15 protein-coding genes are annotated in these 17,040 nt (G+C 64.9%); all 15 read right to left on the reverse strand.

Features of this window, described 5'->3' with window-relative positions; all coding sequences use genetic code 11:
- Window positions 1–72: 72 nt before the first annotated feature.
- The gene (locus BKM74_RS14515) at window positions 73–1,431 is read right to left on the reverse strand and encodes an MmgE/PrpD family protein (protein WP_086466431.1); all 1,359 of its coding nucleotides are present in this window, start codon (window positions 1,429–1,431) and stop codon (window positions 73–75) included.
- A gap of 12 nt (window positions 1,432–1,443) precedes the next feature.
- The gene (locus tag BKM74_RS14520) at window positions 1,444–2,967 is read right to left on the reverse strand and encodes an AMP-binding protein (RefSeq protein ID WP_086466432.1); all 1,524 of its coding nucleotides are present in this window, start codon (window positions 2,965–2,967) and stop codon (window positions 1,444–1,446) included.
- A 10-nt stretch (window positions 2,968–2,977) separates the two neighbouring features.
- Window positions 2,978–4,150 carry an acyl-CoA dehydrogenase family protein gene (locus BKM74_RS14525; RefSeq protein ID WP_086466433.1) on the reverse strand — a complete coding sequence of 391 codons (1,173 nt, stop codon included), beginning with the start codon at window positions 4,148–4,150 and terminating at the stop codon, window positions 2,978–2,980.
- Window positions 4,151–4,160: 10 nt separating this feature from the next.
- A complete protein-coding gene (locus BKM74_RS14530) occupies window positions 4,161–5,363 on the reverse strand; it encodes a dihydrolipoamide acetyltransferase family protein (protein ID WP_176342548.1) in 1,203 nt (400 codons plus the stop codon).
- A complete protein-coding gene (locus tag BKM74_RS14535) occupies window positions 5,341–6,126 on the reverse strand; it encodes an enoyl-CoA hydratase/isomerase family protein (RefSeq protein WP_086466435.1) in 786 nt (261 codons plus the stop codon). The genes BKM74_RS14530 and BKM74_RS14535 overlap by 23 nt, the downstream gene beginning before the upstream one ends.
- A 23-nt stretch (window positions 6,127–6,149) precedes the next feature.
- Complete coding sequence (locus BKM74_RS14540; protein ID WP_086466436.1) at window positions 6,150–7,124, reverse strand: alpha-ketoacid dehydrogenase subunit beta; 975 nt, start codon at window positions 7,122–7,124, stop codon at window positions 6,150–6,152.
- A 2-nt stretch (window positions 7,125–7,126) separates the two neighbouring features.
- Complete coding sequence (locus BKM74_RS14545; protein WP_245825950.1) at window positions 7,127–8,146, reverse strand: thiamine pyrophosphate-dependent dehydrogenase E1 component subunit alpha; 1,020 nt, start codon at window positions 8,144–8,146, stop codon at window positions 7,127–7,129.
- The gene (locus BKM74_RS14550) at window positions 8,115–8,828 is read right to left on the reverse strand and encodes an ABC transporter ATP-binding protein (RefSeq protein WP_086466437.1); all 714 of its coding nucleotides are present in this window, start codon (window positions 8,826–8,828) and stop codon (window positions 8,115–8,117) included. The genes BKM74_RS14545 and BKM74_RS14550 overlap by 32 nt, the downstream gene beginning before the upstream one ends.
- 3 nt (window positions 8,829–8,831) lie before the next feature.
- Window positions 8,832–9,599, reverse strand: a complete 768-nt coding sequence (locus tag BKM74_RS14555; RefSeq protein ID WP_086466438.1) for an ABC transporter ATP-binding protein — start codon at window positions 9,597–9,599, stop codon at window positions 8,832–8,834.
- 5 nt (window positions 9,600–9,604) lie between these two features.
- On the reverse strand, window positions 9,605–10,393 hold the full coding sequence (locus BKM74_RS14560) for an SDR family NAD(P)-dependent oxidoreductase (RefSeq protein ID WP_086466439.1): 789 nt from the start codon (window positions 10,391–10,393) through the stop codon (window positions 9,605–9,607).
- Window positions 10,390–11,370: a branched-chain amino acid ABC transporter permease gene (locus BKM74_RS14565; protein WP_086466440.1), complete on the reverse strand. Its 981-nt coding sequence runs from the start codon at window positions 11,368–11,370 to the stop codon at window positions 10,390–10,392. Before BKM74_RS14565 ends, BKM74_RS14560 begins: the two co-directional genes overlap by 4 nt.
- Entirely contained in the window at window positions 11,370–12,236 is an 867-nt protein-coding gene (locus BKM74_RS14570; RefSeq protein WP_245825951.1) for a branched-chain amino acid ABC transporter permease, read from the reverse strand. Before BKM74_RS14570 ends, BKM74_RS14565 begins: the two co-directional genes overlap by 1 nt.
- 112 nt (window positions 12,237–12,348) lie before the next feature.
- Window positions 12,349–13,629, reverse strand: a complete 1,281-nt coding sequence (locus BKM74_RS14575; RefSeq protein WP_086466442.1) for an ABC transporter substrate-binding protein — start codon at window positions 13,627–13,629, stop codon at window positions 12,349–12,351.
- Window positions 13,630–13,892: 263 nt separating this feature from the next.
- Window positions 13,893–15,536 carry an acyl-CoA synthetase gene (locus BKM74_RS14580; protein WP_245825952.1) on the reverse strand — a complete coding sequence of 548 codons (1,644 nt, stop codon included), beginning with the start codon at window positions 15,534–15,536 and terminating at the stop codon, window positions 13,893–13,895.
- A gap of 358 nt (window positions 15,537–15,894) precedes the next feature.
- Window positions 15,895–16,818 (reverse strand): transposase, encoded by a 924-nt coding sequence (locus BKM74_RS14585; protein ID WP_086466444.1) that lies wholly within the window; start codon window positions 16,816–16,818, stop codon window positions 15,895–15,897.
- Window positions 16,819–17,040 lie beyond the last annotated feature (222 nt).

The following is a 17,040-nucleotide window of genomic DNA, read 5'->3' on the forward strand; positions in this document are numbered from 1 at the left end:
CTGCACCGCCATTTACGCGATGGCGTGCGACCATATATTCCACGCGCCGAAGATCAAGCGTTTGCGCATACATCAGGCCGCCTTGCGCAGGCCGGGCAGCGCGGCAAAGCAGCGCAGCACCTCGCCGATATCGCCATCCGGCAGCCCCCAGACAAAAGCCTCCAGCCGATCATACACGGCGGACGGGATATCCGTCTCCGCCCCGACCCGGCGGATCAGCGCCGAATCGGTCGCCCGGTCATAGGCGAAATCGTCGGTGGTCTTGCTCTCGTACCGTTCGATTATCGCGCCATCCTCCAGCGTCACCGCAATGCGGCAGCACAGCGTCGGCACGGCCTCGTCGCTGACCAGCGTGACACGCCCGACCAGCGCGTTCACGGTGGCATCGTCATAGGTCGTCATCATCCGCATGGTCGGCGTGCCGCGCTCCAGCGTGGCGGCGATGCAGAACGGGATGCTCATCAGCGTGCCGGAGATGGAGGTGAACGGCCCCGCCGAATCCATACCGGCATAGCCCGTCTCGTAAGGATTCATCGTCACCGTCACCGATTTGATCTTCCGGCCGGCAATTTCCTGCTTCATTTCCAGCGCCGCCGTTACCGGAGTCTGGTTGAAGGCGCAGACCGGGAAAGGCTTGAAGGTCACGCGCAGGATCGCCCAATCCGTGCCAAGCGCCGCCGCCAGCGCATCGACGTCGCAGTCGGTACGGGCGAAGGCGCGCACGAAGCCCGCCTTGCCCTCGATGGCATGTGGCGCGGAGACGGAACCGGCGCGCGCCAGCTCAGCAGCAACGAACCCGTTTCGGCCGGCCATGCCCACCTGATAGCGCCATTCGTCCGTGCCGTCGGCGAAGCTCTGCAATATGCCGCCGGCGAAGCTGGCCGCATTGGCGATGGCCGCCTGGGTCTGCGCCGCATCGAGGCCCATCAGCTTCGCCGACGCCGCCGCTGCCGCCAGCGTGCCGTAGATCGGCGAGGCGCGCAGCCCGGCCGGCGTGGTCTTGCCGGCATAGGCCTTTTCCAGCAGTCCGCCAACCTCATAGCCGGCGATCAGCGCCGGTAGCAGCCGGGCGACGGGGTAGTTGCGCGCCTCGGTGATCGCCGTCAGCAGCGGGATCATGATCGCGCCCAGATGCGCCGCACCGCAGGTATCCTCCTGCGCTCTTCCATGGAACAACGCAGAATTAGCCAGCGCCGCGCCGGTGATAGAGGTCTTGCGGCCGTCGCCCAGCAGCGTCGCGCCATCGGCCCGCTCGCCATCCATTGCCAGCGCCGCCCGGCGCGCGACCGGGGCATAAGGCGTGTTGTGACAACCAAGGCCGATACCGTAGCCATTCAGCAGGCAGACCCGCGCCTTCTCCACCACTTCCGGCGGCAGCGTCGCAAGCTCGAGGGAGACAACGAAATCGGCGAGTGTGCGGGAGAGTGTCATGGCGTCCTCCTCCTATTCGGCTTGTTGCCGGTCAGCCTGGTCCGGCATAAATTCGTCGCGCAGCACGCGCTTCAGAATCTTGCCGGACGGGTTGCGCGGCAGTGCCTCGCGCAGATGCAGTTCTTTCGGCACCTTGAAGCTGGCCAGATGCTGGCGGCAATGGTCGCGCATCACCTCATAGGCCAGGGTCTGGCCCGGCTTCGGCACGATCACGGCCACCGGCTTCTCGCCCCAGTGCTCGTCCGGCACACCGATCACGGCGACCTCGCTGACCTGCGGCATCTGGTAGATCACGCGCTCCACCTCCGACGAGGCGATGTTCTCGCCGCCGGACAGGATCATGTCCTTCTTGCGATCCGTGATGTAGAGGAAGCCGTCGGCATCGACATAGCCGACATCGCCGCTGCGGAACCAGCCCACGGGGTAGAAGCTGGCCTCGGTCTTCTCCGGGTCTTTCCAGTAACCCTTGGTGACCTTCGGTCCGCGCACGCAGATTTCGCCCTGCTGGCCCGCCGGAACCTCCCGGCCCTCATCATCAGTGATGCGGATTTCGCAATGCGGCGTCGGCCGGCCGGTGGAACCGATCTTGGCGATCTCCATGCCAGCCTCCATCAGCGTGTCGCCGCTGCAGGTCTCGGTCAGGCCATAGCCATCGATATAGCGGCCATTGGGGAACAGCTCAGTAAAGGCGCGGATGCGGGATTCCGGCGTCTTCTCGCCGCCGCCGATGGTCCAGCGCAGGCTGGTGAGGTCGTATTTCTGCCGCCCGTCCAGAGTCAGCGCGCGGCCCAGCATGACCGGGGCCATCCAGGCGCAGGTCAGCCTCTCGCGCTCGATAGCGGCCAGCATCCAGGCCGGATCGAAATCGCGCAGGATGCACATGGTTCCGCCAACCCACAGCACCGCCGTGCCCGGCAGGTCGAAGGCGCCGACATGGTAGAGCGGTCCAACGGTCAGGATGCGGTCATCCCGGGTCAATCCCAGGAAGATCGCCTGCTCCATGTTCTTCCAATAGTAATTGTCGTAGCTGTGCATCACCCCCTTGGGACGGTCGGTCGTGCCCGACGTGTACATCAGCCGGAACAGATCGCCCGGCTGGCGCGGCCGCTGCGGCGGGATGACGGACGGTATGCCGGTCAGCGCGCGGATATCCTTCTGTGCCGCCGCGTCCAGCAGCACTGTTTTCGGCAGATCGCGCACCACCGGCTGGAATTCCGCGTCGGCGAAGACCAGCTTTGCCTCGGCATTGCCGGTGATATAGGCGACCTCATCCGCCGCCAGCCGGAAATTCACCGGCAGGAAGACGCCGCCCAGATAGGAGGTGGCGAAGGCGATCTCAATGAAGGAAGACGAGTTCTTCATGAACACCGCCACCACGTCGCCCGCGCCAATACCCTGCCCGTCCATCCACGCCGCCAGCGCCTGGATGCGTGCCCACAGATCGGCATAGGTGATGCGCTGGTCCTCATAGATCAGCGCCAGCTGGTCCGGGGTACGGGTGGCATGGAAGCGGATGAAGGCGCTGAGATTGACCATGGCCGTCTGCTCAGTAGGAACGGGGCATCTTGAGGTTATGGATGGAGATGAAATTCAGGATCATCTCTTCCGAGATCGGCGCGATGCGGAACAGCCTGGCGTCGCGCCACAGCCGCTCGACATAGCTTTCCTTGGCATAACCCATGCCGCCCATGGTCTGCATCGCGCGGTCTGTCGCCTGGGCGCTGGCATGGCCGGCAATCAGCTTGGCGATATTCGCCTCGCTGCCATAGGGCAGGCCGCTGTCGAACAGGCTGGCCGCCTTGTAGTTCATCAGCCGCGCGGTCTCGGTCTGGGCATAAGCCTCGGCCAGCGGGAACTGCAGGCCCTGGTAGGAACCGATGGGCGCGCCGCGGAACACCTTGCGCTCGCCGGCATATTTCACCGCCAGCTCGATGGCCAGTTGCGCCGTGCCGACCAGGCAGGCGGTGGTGACGATGCGCTCCGTGTTCAGCACGTCCAGCAACTCATGCCAGCCCATGTCGAGGGTGCCGACGATCTCGTCCGGCCCGGCCCAGACATCGTCCAGAAACACCATGGAGGAGGTCAGCGTGTTGGTGCCCACCTTCTCGATCGGCGTGTGGCTCAGCCCCTCGCGGTCGCGGTCGAGCAGGAACATGGTGATGCCGTCGGTGCGGCGCTTCACATCCTCGGCCTTCTGGGTGCGGGCGATCACCAGCACCTTGTCGGCCTGAGGCACGCCGGTAATCCAGATCTTGCGGCCATTGATGCGGAAGCCATTGCCCTCCCGCCTGGCGAAGGTCTGGATTTCCAGGCTGTTGGAGCCGGCATCGGGTTCCGTCAGCGCCATGCAGAACAGCATCTCGCCGCTGACCAGCTTCGGCAGGTAGTCGCGCTTCATCTGCGCCGTGCCGAAGCGCGAGATGCCGACGCCGCCAAAGATCGGGTTGTTCATGAACAGCTGCCCGACGGTCGAGCCAGCGCCGCTGGCAGCCAGCGTCTCGACGATCATCGCCAGTTCCAGCATGCCCAGGCCGCTGCCGCCATGTTCTTCCGGCAGGGCCGCGGCGGCGAGGCCGGAAGAACAGATCGCCTTCCAGATTTCAGTGGGGAACTGCTTCTTGGCGTCAATCTCGCGCCAGTATTCCAGACCATATTCCCCGCCCACCTTGCGGGCGGTCTCGATGATCATCTTCTGCTGCTCGTTAAGCAGGAAATCCATGGTCAGTGCCTCAACCTTCGGTGAGAAGAAGCGAATGCGGGGCCTCCAGCGCCTCGGCAACGGCCTGCAACAGCCGGGCCGCCAGAACGCCGTCATAGACGCGGTGATCGCAGGACAGGGTGAGCGTCATTTCCTGGCGCAGCACCGGCCTGCCCATACTGTCCGGGCGGAAGATCTGCTCCACCGCGCCGACCCCCAGAATGGCGGATTGCGGCGGGCTGATGATCGGCGTCAGTGCCTTCGCGCCGAACATGCCGAGGTTGGAGACGCTGATTGCCCCGCCCGTCATGTCGGCAGCGTTCAGCCGGCCCTCGCGCGCCTTGGCGGCAGCGGCGGCGCTGGCGCCCGCCAGCCGGTCAAGCGGCAAGCGCCCGGCATCGCGCAGGATGGGGATGAACAGCCCGTCCTCGCTGTTCACCACCATGCCGACATCGGTGGCGGCGAAGGCAATATGGGCGTCGTGATCCCAGATGCGGTTGGCCCGTGGCACGGCGAGCAGCGCCCGGCCGACCGCCTTCAGCACCATGTCGTTGACGCTGATCTTCCGACCGCCGGACTGGTTCAGCTGCCCGCGCAGATCCAGCAGCGCGCCGATATCGGCGGCGCGGACCACCTGGAAATCCGGAATCTCGCGCCTGGCCGTCACGACCCGGCGCACCATCGACAGGTATCTGGCCGGCAGCGCGATACGCTCGCCCTCGGCAGACGGTGGAGCGGCTGGAGCCGTTTTCGCCGCCGCCTCGACATCGGCCGCCTTGATGCGCCCATCCGGCCCACTGCCGATGATGCCCGTCAGATCGACGCCCTGCGCCCTGGCGATGCGGCGCGCGAGCGGGGTCGCGCGGATGCGCTCGCCAGAGGCTACCGGCAGATTTTCCCCTCTGGCCCGCGGCTTTGGCGCTTCCACAGCCGGCCCGGGCGCATCTGGCGCCTCGGCGATGAACCCTTTCCCGGTCCAGCGGGCGACAGGCGTGCCGACCGGTACCGTCTCGCCGGCCTGGACCAGAATCTCGGCGATTGTGCCGGCGCTGGGCGCTTCGACCTCATTGGCGATCTTGTCGGTCTCGACGACGAAGATCACCGCCCCGGCTGGCACATTGTCGCCGGGCTTCACCTTCCAGTCCGCCAGCACGCCTTCCGTCATGGTGAGGCCCAGCTTCGGCATCACCAGATCGGTCAGCACGGGCGCGTTATTTGCCGGTGAAGACGGCATTCCGCTTCTCCACAAAGGCGGTGCATCCCTCATGCGCGTCGGCGCTGTCCAACACCAGGCTGACCATCGCCTGCTCATGCGCCAGCGCGGAGGGCAGCGCCATGTCGGCGCCGTTGTTCAGCGTGCGCTTCAGCATCTTCAGCACCAGCGGGGATTTGTGGGCGATGCGCTCGGCCAGCGCCATCACCTCCTCCATCAGATTTTCCTTCGGAACGGCGCGGTTGATGAGACCCATCGCCGCCGCCTCTGCGGCGGTCACATGCGTTCCCGCGAACATCAGTTCTTTCGCCTTGCACAGCGGCACCTGGCGGATCATGCGCTGGGTGCCGCCTGCGCCGGGGAACAGGCCCAGCGTGATCTCCGGCAGGCCCAGCCGCGCAGTATCGGCGGCGATCCGGATATCCAGCGACAGCAGAAACTCCGTCCCGCCGCCCAGCGCCCAGCCATTGATCGCGGCGATGGTCGGCTTGTCGCTGGTCTCGAAGCGGCGGAATACGCGGTGAATGATCTCGGCGAATTCCTGATAATGCGGCAGCCCCTGCCGGGAATTCAGGTCGGCGATGTCGCCGCCGGCCACAAAGGCCTTCTCGCCTGCGCCGGTGACCACGATAACGCGCACATCCGCATTCTTCTCCAGCCCGTCCAGCGCCTGTTCCAGCGCCAGCACGGTCGGCACGTCGAGCGCGTTCATCACCGCCGGCCGGTTCACCGTGATGATGCCGATTGCCCCCTTCACTTCGGTCAGGACTGTCTGCTCGCTCATCGGGAATGATCCTCGTTACGGTTTCAGGCCAGGGTCTTGCGGACGGCATCGGCGATTCGGCCGGCATCCGGCAGATAGCCCTGCTCCAGGGTCTTGGCGAACGGCACGGGCATGAAGGGCGCGCCGACACGGACAATCGGGCCGTCCAACTCGTCGAAGCCGATATCCGCCATGCGCGCCGCGATCTCCGCGCCGATGCCGAAGGCCTCCACCGCCTCATGCGCGACCACCAGCCGGTGGGTGCGCGACAGGGACTCCAGTACCGCCGCCTCGTCCCAGGGCTGCAGCGAGCGCAGGTCCAGCACCTCGGCCTCCACCCCCTCGCCCGCCAGTGTGTCGGCGGCGTCCAGCGCGGTGTGAACCGCCGCGCCATAGGTCACGATGGTCGCATCCCGGCCGGGCCGGGCGATGCGGGCCTTGCCGATCTCCACGGCAGGCAGATCGTCGGGCACATCCTCCTTGCGGGCATAGAGCGCCTTGTTCTCCACCATGATCACCGGATCGGGATCGTTGATGGCGGCGCGCATCAGCCCATAGGCATCGGCGACGCTGGCCGGGCACACCACCTTCAGGCCAGGGATATGCGCGAACCACGCCTCCAGGCATTGCGAATGCTGTGGCCCGGCGGAAACGCCGCCGCCATGCGGCAGGCGCACCACCATCGGCACGCTGCCCTGGCCACCGAACATGAAGCGCGCCTTGGCCGCCTGATTGACGATGGCATCCATCGCAATGGCGACGAAATCCATGAACATGATTTCGACCACCGGCCTCAGCCCGGTCATCGCCGCGCCCACGGCGGCACCGACGATGGTGGCTTCCGAGATCGGCGTGTCGCGCACCCGGTCCTCGCCATAAGCTTCCAGCAAGCCGCGCGTCACGCCGAAGGGGCCGCCGGCGGCTGCGATATCCTCGCCGAACACGATCACGGACGGATCGGCCGCCATGGCGTCCGACAGGGCCTGGTTCAGCGCACGGACGTAGCGAAGCTCTGCCATCGCTACGCTCCTGCCGGGGTATAGACATCGGCCTGCGCTGCCGCGAATTCCGGCAGGGGTGCGGCGCGCGCCGCCGCGGTCGCGGCGTCGATCTCGGCCATGATATCGCTCTCGATCCGCAGCAGCATTGCCTGCTCCACGCCCAGGGAGACGAGCCGGCGGGTGGCACGCTGCAGCGGATCGAGCCTGTCGCGGTCGTGCAATTCTGCCGGATCGCGGTATTTCTGCGCGTCGCCCTCATAGTGACCGCGCACGCGCTGGGTGATGCATTCCAGCACACGCGGCCCGCCACCCTTGCGGATTTCGGTGACAAGCCGGCCCGCCGTTTCGGCGACGATCTCGACATCATTGCCGTCGATGGTCTCGGCCGGGATGCCGAAGGCGTCAGCCAGCTTCGCCAGCGGAGCGACGAACTGCTTCGATGTCGGCGAGAATTCCGACCAGCCATTATTCTCGCACACGAACAGCACCGGCAGCTTCCACAGGGCGGACAGGTTCAGGCTCTCATGCAGCACGCCTTCGGCCAGCGCGCCATCGCCGAAGAAGACCACGCCGACGCCGCCGGTCTTGCGCACCTGATGGGCCAGCGCACTGCCGACGGCGATCGGCATGCCGGCGCCGACGATACCGTTCGCGCCCAGCATGCCGGCCGACATGTCGGCAACATGCATCGAGCCGCCCCGCCCCTTGCACACGCCGGTCTCCCTTCCCATCACTTCCTGGAAGAAGCCATTCAGTTCGACGCCCTTGGCCAAGGCGTGGCCGTGGCCGCGATGGGTCGAGGCGATGGTGTCCTTGCGCTCCAGCACCGATCCCAGCCCGGCGGCAATCGCCTCCTGCCCGATGGAGAGATGGATGAAGCCCGGCACCTCGCCATCGGCGAAAAGCTGGGACAGCCTCTCCTCGGTGCGCCGGATCAGCAGCATCTGCCGGTACAGCGCCAGCAGCGCCTCCGGCGTGTTGCTGCCTTTCCGGGCCCCATTCCGGGCTTTAGATGGCGAGATAGCGCTGCTTGATGGCATCGTTCGCCCTCAACCCCTCGATTGTATCGCGATAGACGATCTGCCCCTTATCGACCACGGTCGCATGAGTGGCGATGCCGAGGCAGAAATGCATGTTCTGTTCGGCCAGCAGGATGGTCGCCCCCATGTCCCGCAATCGCCGGATCAGATCGCCGATGGCCTGGACGATGATTGGTGCCAGCCCCTCGGACGGCTCGTCCAGCAGCAGGATTTCCGGATTGCCCATCAGGGTGCGGGCGATGGTCAGCATCTGCTGCTCGCCGCCGGACAGGCGGCCGGCCATGCGGTGGCGCATGCCGGCGAGGATCGGGAACGCCTCATAGACCCGCTCCAGAGTCCAGTAATCCTCGCCATTCGGACCTTTCTTGGTGCCAATGACGAGATTGTCCTCGATGCTGTGTTCCGGGAACACCTGCCGGTCTTCCGGTACGTAGCCGATGCCGGCGCGGGCGATGCGGAAAGGTTTGCGGCCCGAGACTGTCACGCCGGCCAGATTGATCTCGCCCCGGCGTGGCGGGGCGATCCCGGCGATGGCCTTGAAGGTCGTGCTCTTGCCCGCGCCGTTGCGGCCAAGCAGCGCCATGGTCTGGCCCTTCTCCACCGTCAGGTCGAGGCCGAACAGAATCTGGCTGGCGCCGTAGAACACGTCGATGCCCTTCACTTCCAGCATGATCTCGGCCATCCCTCAGTCCTCCCCGACGGATTCGGTGATGTGATGGTCGGTGCCGAGATAGGCGTCGATCACATCCTTGTTGCGGCGGATGTCGTCGGGCGTGCCCTCGGCCAGGACTGCGCCGTACTTCAGCACGCGGATGGTCTGGGCGATCTTGAAGACGATATCCATATCGTGCTCGATGAAGATGAGGGTCATCTTCTCCGCCTCCCACAGGCGATAGACCTTGTCGATCATCTGCCAGCGCTCTTCCGGCCCCATGCCCGCCGTCGGCTCGTCGAGCAGCAGCACCTTCGGCTCCATCGCCAGCGCCAGCGCGATATCGAGCAGCTTCTGGTCGCCATGCGACAGGTTGCGCGACAGCACCGCCGCCTTCGCCGAAAGCCCCAGCAGCGCCATGATCTCCTCCACCCGCGCCTCGGCGCTCTGCAGCGGGAAGCGAGTCAGCACCTGCGTGGATTGCCGGCGGTGCGAAATGACGGCCGCCATCAGACTCTCGTGCAGGGTGAGACTCGGGAAGATCGAAGCTACCTGGAAGGCGCGGCCAATGCCCTTGCGCACGATTTCCAGGCTGGAGCGGCCGACGATATCCTCGCCATCGAACAGCACGCGCCCGCGATCCGGACGGATATGGCCGGAAATCAGGTTGAAAAAGGTCGTCTTGCCGGCCCCGTTCGGCCCGATGATCGCAGTCAGCGAGCCGGTCGGGAAGTCCAGCGAGACATCGTTCATCGCCACGACGCCGCCGAAGGCCTTGTATAGATTCTCGACTTTCAGCATCGCGGCTAACTCCGCTTCGGCGGCACGCCGCCATAGGTGTTCCATGGCGTCGCCACCAGCCAGCCGGCATCGACCGGCAGGGTGACGCCGGTGATCCCCGAGGCATCGTCGGAAACCAGGAAGCTGCACGCCTTCGCCACCTCCTCCACGCCGACCAGCCGGCCGAAGGCGGAGTTCTCCATCAGCGCCGCCGGGTCGCGCTTGCCATCGTCGATTGCCGCCTGCAGGGCGGGCGTCGCCACATAGCCGGGGGCGATGGCGTTTACCCGTACGCCGGAACGGCCCCATTCGGCGGCCAGGCCTGCGGTGATCGAGGCGACCGCCGCCTTCGCCGGCCCGTAGGCATGCAGCGGTGTCGAACGGAAGGTCGTCACCGAGGCGATGTTGACGATGGCGCCCTGCCCCCGCTGCGCCATGCGCTTGCCGAAGGCGACATTGCTGACATAGACGCCGCGTTGATCGACCGCGACGACGCGGTCCCAGACCGCCATCGGCAGTTCCTCCGGCGGCAAGGGCGGCTGCAGCACGCCGGCCGAGGCGACCAGGATATCGACCGGCCCGATCTCGCGGGCAACCCGTTCGGCCAGTACCTCGGTCTCCTCCACGCTGGTCACGTCCAGCCGGGCGTGGATGGCGCCCTTCAGATCGGCCGCCACCCGTTGCGCCAGCTCTTCATTGATGTCGGCGATGACCAGCCGCGCGCCGCGCGCCGCCATGTCGCGGGCGCAGGCTTCGCCGATGCCGCTGGCACCGCCGGTGACCACGGCGACCCTGCCGTCGAGCGCTCGGTTCATCGGCCTCCCTCCTTCTCGCTACGCCGGGTCCGGCGATCCAGCAACCAGTGGAAGACGAAGTCGGCCAGGCCGCGCCGCAACCCCAGTACGAAGACCAGAATGACGGCGCCCAGCACCAACCCGTGATGTTCGGTATAGATCGTCACGAAATGGTTGAGGGTCTGCAGCAGAATGGCGCCGACGAAGGGGCCCAGGAAAAGCTGCGTGCCACCCAGCATGATCATGAAGATCGCCTCGCCGGACATGGTCCAGAAGGCGAATTCCGGGTAGGCGCCGGAGACGAACAGCGCCAGGATGATTCCGCCGACCGAAGCCATGGTCCCGGCAACAACAAAGATCGCCAGCTTCATGCGCACCACGTTCACGCCCAGAAAATTGGCGCGCAGCGGGTTGTCGCGGATCATCCGCAGTGTATAGCCGAAGGGCGATTGCACGATCTGCCGCATGATCACCATGCAGGCGACGAAGACCACCGAGCAGAACATATAGAGCGTCATGCTGTCGTTCAGGTCGATCCCCAGGAAGGCGGGGCGCGGGATGCCGCCCATCAGCCCCTGGTCGCCACCGGTCAGCGACACCCAGGTCAGGATGATCGAGTGGATGAACATCTGGAAGGCAAGCGTCAGGAACGTGAAATAGATATCCTTCAACCGCACGCAGATCGCGCCGATGACCAGCGCCAGCAGCGCCGTGCCGCCGACCGCCGCCAGCATCGCCACCGGGATCGACACGTCGCCCGACTGCATCAGCAGGCCGAAGATATAGGCGCCGGAGGCGAAATAGGCGGCATGGCCGAAGGACACCAGCCCGGTGAAACCGACCAGCAGATTCAAGGACATCGCCAGCAGGCCATAGGCAATGACATAGATGACGAAATCGCGCATCGCCGGGTGCGGCACCAGAATGGGCAGCACCAGCAGCCCGGCCAGCAGCAAGCCGGCCCAGGCGAGGTCACGCAAGGAAGACCGGCCCAGCATCACTGCACCGGCCGGCCGAACAGGCCACTCGGCTTCACGATAAGGACCAGGGCCATGATGCCGAACATCATGCCATCGACGAACAGCGGGAAGCCCATTGAGCCGAAGGAGCGCGTCAGGCCGATCAGCAATGCCGCGACGAAGGCGCCCGCGATGGAGCCCATGCCGCCGATCACGGTGACGATGAAGCTTTCAATCAGGATCGACAGCCCCATGCCCGGCGTCAGCGTGCGGATCGGCGCGGCCAGCGCACCGGCGGTGCCGGCCAGCAGGCTGCCGATGCCGAAGACGCACGCATAGAGCAGCGTGGTGTTGATGCCGAGCGCGCCGACCATGGTGGGATTGATCGCGGCAGCGCGCACCACCTTGCCGAAACGGGTCTTGGCGATGCCGATCCAGAGCACCAGCCCGACGACCGCCGAAATGCCGATCATGAACACATAATAGGAGGGGATATACCCGCCGGCGATCTGCAACGGCGGCAAAGCAAAGGCCTGCGGCATGCCCATCAGCTTGTATTCGGCACCGTAGAGGATCTTAACCATGTCATCCAGGATCAGGATGAAGGCATAGCAGACCAGCAGCTGCATCAGCACGTCACGGCCATAAACCTTGCTCATGAACAGCCGTTCGAAGGCCATGCCGAAAATGCCGACGCCCAGCGCGCCGGACAGGATTGCCAGGGTGAAACTGTCGGTCAGCTGATAGGCGCTGAAGGCGAAATACGCCCCGATCATATAGAACGAGCCATGGGCGAAATTGATGACGCCGAGCACTCCGAAGATCAGCGACAGGCCCGATGCCACCAGGAACAACAACATACCGATGATCAGCCCGGTCGATACCTGTGTAACCGCACAGGACATTGATGACAGGCAGCCCGCGAGTGCTTCCAACTCCAAGGCCGTTCTCCCGTAAATTCCGTGGAAAAAAGGAGCGGCACCCGGGGAATCCCTTCCCCGGGTGCCGCAAGGTGCGTCAGGCGTACCCTTTCCGCTTTTTCCACTCGGTTTCGAGCTGGATGATTTCCGACCACGCAGGCGCGGTGAAGTTCTCAACATACGGGAACTTGCTGCTCGTCACACCCCAGGCGGCCGGATAGCCGATGATGGTGTGATCGTCCGCCCGCATGGTGATCTTATCTTCCACCGCGAAGGGCGAATCCAGCTCCATGCCTTTCACCTCGGCCGCCAGCGCCGCACCGTCAGTCTTGCCGTTGGTCCGTTTCAGGGCTTCGAAGATGAAATGACAGGCCAGGCGGTTCTGCCAGGACCAGTTGGTCGGCTCCTGTTTGGCGATGCCGTTATAGCCCTCGGCGAAGGCCTGATTGCCCGGCTTGTCCGGGTAGAACCGGTTGTAGCGATAGACCGTGTTCAGCCCGGCTGGCAGGTTCTTGATCGCGGTCAGCACGGGCGGATCACCGAGCCCGCCAGAGAAGAAGGTGATGTTGTTGAACAGGCTGTAGAGGTTCGACTGCTCAATGAAGGCAACGAGATCGCCCCCCCAAAGCGCCGAATACATCGCCTGCGGCTTCACCTGCAGGATCTTGGTGATGTTCTCGGTGTAGTCTGGCTGGAACAGCTTCGGCCAGACCTGATCGACAACCTCGACATTGGGATCGAAGACCTTCAGGTATTCCAGGAACTCCGCCGTGTTATCGCGGCCATAGGCGTAATCCGGCGAACAGGTCATCCACTTCTTCAGGCCCTTGGCTTTGGAGATGACGGAGGCATACTTGCCGCCCGCCACCGCGTCGTGGATGCCCTGGCGCGCACTGCGGAAGGCAGTCTTCACATGCAGCTTCGGATCGGCCGTGAGGGTCGAGGATTCCGAGCAGGTATGCAGGCAGAGCACCGACAAATCGCGAATCACCTCATGCACCGCGAAGGAGCCGGAGGAGGCCTCGCCGTCAATGATGATCTCGCAACCGTCATTGTTGATCAGGTCGCGCGTGACCTTGGCGGCCTCGTCCGGGCGGCCCTTGGAATCGCGGTCGATCAGTTCGACCGTGCGGCCGTTCACGCCGCCGGCGGCGTTAAATTCCTGCACCGCCAGCTGCACGGCGGCGCGGCTGGAGGTGCCGAGGATGGCGACGCGACCGGACAGGATGGTTGGCATGCCCACGCGGATCACCTTCGCCTGGGCGCCGGCGATATGCGGAAAGCCTGTGATGGTGGTGGCAAAGGCGCCGGCCGCTGCGGCGGAGCCGGCGCCTTTCAGAATCGTGCGACGCGACACGCCGCTCTTTTTACTGGCCATTGATTTCCTCCCTCAGGCCGTTCGGGCGAAAGGAGGTTCGCACGCCGGCCCCTCTTGTTTGGGTAGCCCGCCGCTACGCCTGACGGGCAACAGGAGTTTGGGGTTGGGAAAGCAACGTCGTCAATAAAAAATGAACTGCGAGTCATAAATCATTTTTTGTGCAATGCACCTTCGCGAATGCGAAACTCACCAGCCGCTAGGATTTCCTGATTCACGGTCTCGGCGAGAATCCGGCAGCCGAGCACAGTCAAATTTACCGAGTTTCATGCCTCTTCTTTCTTCGCCAAGAAGCTCTGCGCTGCAAATTCACGGTCACGCAGCGCGCGCCGCCTGATCTTGCCTGATGCGGTCTTCGGCAGGTCGGCGGTGAATTCGATGCGGCGCGGATATTTGTACGGGCCGGTCAGACGCTTGCAGTGATCCTGCAGCAGCTTCACGAGGGTATCCTCGCCGACATGTCCGGCCTTCAGCACGATGAACGCCTTCACCACCTCGCCGCGTTCCTCATGCGGGCTGGCGACGACGGCGCATTCGGCGACGCATTCATGCTCCATCAGCACATTCTCCACCTCCATCGGGCCGATGCGGTAGCCGGCGGAGTTGATGACATCATCCGAGCGTCCCTCGTAGAACAGATAGCCATCCTCGTCCATGCGGGCGAGATCGCCGGTCAGGAACCAGTCCGCGCCGCCGATCTTCATGTAATTGGCCGCCGTGCGCTCCGGCTCCTTCCAGTAGCCCAGCATGATCTGCGGGTTATCGGCGCGGATCGCCAGCCGGCCGGGTGTACCAGCGGGGGCGAATCTTCCCTCCATGTCGATTACTGCCGCCTCGGTGCCCGGCAGCGGCTTGCCCATGGAGCCGGGCTTCACCGCCAACGGCGGATAGTTCAGCACCGTCATCAGCGTTTCGGTCTGGCCGTAGCCGTCCAGCAAATCGACGCCGGTCAGCCGCTTCCAGCCGCGCACAATCTCGGGATTCACGCTTTCGCCGGCCGAAACGGTGAGACGCAGCGCCGACAGATCATGGCCCGACACATCCTCCTGCACCAGCCGGCGCAGCTCGGTCGCCGCCGCGCAGAACACCGACACCCGGTGCCGCGCCAGCGTTTCAAGCCGGAGCTTCGGGTCGTAGCGGCCATTATAGAAAACCACGGTCGATCCACAGCTCCACGGCCCAAAGATGATCGAGGTGCCGGCCTTGCTCCAGCCGGTATCCGCCGTGCACCACATCACATCGTCGGGCGTCAGCGTCAGCCAGTACCAGGCCGAGACGCGCCAGGCGAAAATGCCCCGGCTGGCATGCAGCACACCCTTGGGATGCCCGGTCGATCCCGACGTATAGTACATGATCGCTGGCTCGTCGGCGGCCAGCCGGGCTGGTTCGAACTGGTCCGACGCATCGGCCAGCACCGCGTCGAAATCCTCCCAATCGCCCTCTGCCGCCCCGACCGACAGGCAGGCCAGCAGATGCTCGCCGGAAGCGAACTTGCCGATATTGGGCAGGGTGGTGATGGCACCCGATGCTTGCGAATTCTTCAGGCGATAGGCGATGTCGCGCTCGGTCAGCATGTCGATGCAGGGGATCGGGATCGCGCCCAGCTTCAGGCAGCCGACCATCGCCATCTGCCATTCCGGGATGCGCGGCAGCATGATGATGACGCGGTCGCCGCGCTTTACCCCGCGCACCGCCAGCGCGTTGGCGACCCGGTTCGATAGTTCGGCTATGTCGGCATAGCTGAAACGCCGCTCGCACCCCCGGTCGTCGCACCAGATCAGCGCCGGATGATCGGGCCGCTCGCGCGCCCAGGCGTCGATCACATCGGCGCCGAAATTGAAGCTCTCGGGCACGTCCCAGCGGAAGGCGTCGCGGGCGGCCTCGTAGCTTTCCATCGGTATTCGCTGCATCGTTACATCCTCCCGAATGGCCGCTTTTACGGTTTTTATATTTTCTAACCCAGCAAGGCTCTTCGCTTCGTCCCCCTCAAGCCTGTGTGACGCTGATGATGCATTGTAAATTCCGGTGAGCTGATGGGGTGGCTGCCACCTTCACCGGGCATAGTATGATGCCAGCTGCGCCGTTGTGGCGCTGTCGAAGGAGGAGAGACCATGTCTAACGTGCATATCCTGACGACCGACCTCGCCAAGCGAAGCTTCCTAGCAGCCTGTCGGACTCGGGTTGACGAAACGAGGTTCGAAGGCTGTGAGAAGTGAAGTTATCATGGTTCCGGCACTTTCGATGCGACGGCGCAGTGAAACTGCGCGTTCAGGTTGGGCTGAGAGCGAACATGCGCTTCATGTTCCAGGCCATGGTGACGAGGCTCCACTCGCCTTTGACCTTGTCGAGGCCGCGCAGGGAGAACTGCCGGAAGCCCATCACCGATTTGATGATGCCGAACACCGGTTCCGGGGTCTGCTTGCGCAGGCCATAGGCTTTGCGGCCCTCGGGCGTTGCCAGGCGATGCATCATCGCCCGCAAGGCGGTCGGGTTCTCCGGCGCCGGCGGCTTGCCGCCCGGCTTCTTGCCCGTCCGCTTCGCCTTTTCCTCGCGCGCCTCGATCTTCGCCTTGGCCTCGGCAATGCGGGCCAGCCGGGCCTCGCGCAGGGCCAGTTCCTCCGGCACCGACATGCCGTCCGGCACGTCGGCCCGATCGGCCGCTTCCGCCAGCGCCAGCAGCTCGGCCACCTCGGCCTTCAGCTGCGCCTCGATCCTGTTGGCATGCTCCCACGACAACGCGCTGTGCCGGCTGGCATTGGCGTGCACCTTGGTGCCGTCCAGCGCCACCGTGCCCAGCTGCAGCATCCCCACCTCGCGCGCCACAGCCAGAACCTGAACGAACAGCTCCTCGATCTGCGCCAGAAAGCGCCGCCGGAACGTGGCGATGGTGTCGTGGTCGGGATGGTCGTTAGCGGCGATGAAACGGAACGCAACCGAGTCGTAGGTCGCCCGCTCCAGCTTGCGGCTCGAAAACACCCCCGTCGCGTAGCCGTAGACCAGAAGCCCCAGCAACATGCTCGGGTGATACGACGCCGAGCCCGAGCCGCGATAGGCCTTGACCATCGCCGACACGTCCAGTCGCTCGATCACCTCCACAACGAAGCGCGCCAGATGTCGCTCGGGAAGCCACTCGTCAACCGACGGCGGCAGCAAAAAGCCGGTCTCCCTGTCCACCTGGCGGAAATTGCTCATCGTCGCCCCCCTCAACTCCGAAAGAATCAATCAATGAAAGTGAATCTCATCCCGGCCCTCGGCTCAAGTCCGACAGGCTGCTAGTTCTGGCGCTGAGCAGCAGCTGGCTGAAGGGGCTGCATGTGCGCATGGAAATGGCGCCCGGCATGCCGCTCACCGCCGCACCGCCATCGCCGAGGATGCGGCGCGTCCCCGGCGGCGAAGGCGATCCCGGCCACGGCG

This window comes from Oceanibaculum nanhaiense (assembly GCF_002148795.1).
Lineage (GTDB): Bacteria > Pseudomonadota > Alphaproteobacteria > Oceanibaculales > Oceanibaculaceae > Oceanibaculum > Oceanibaculum nanhaiense.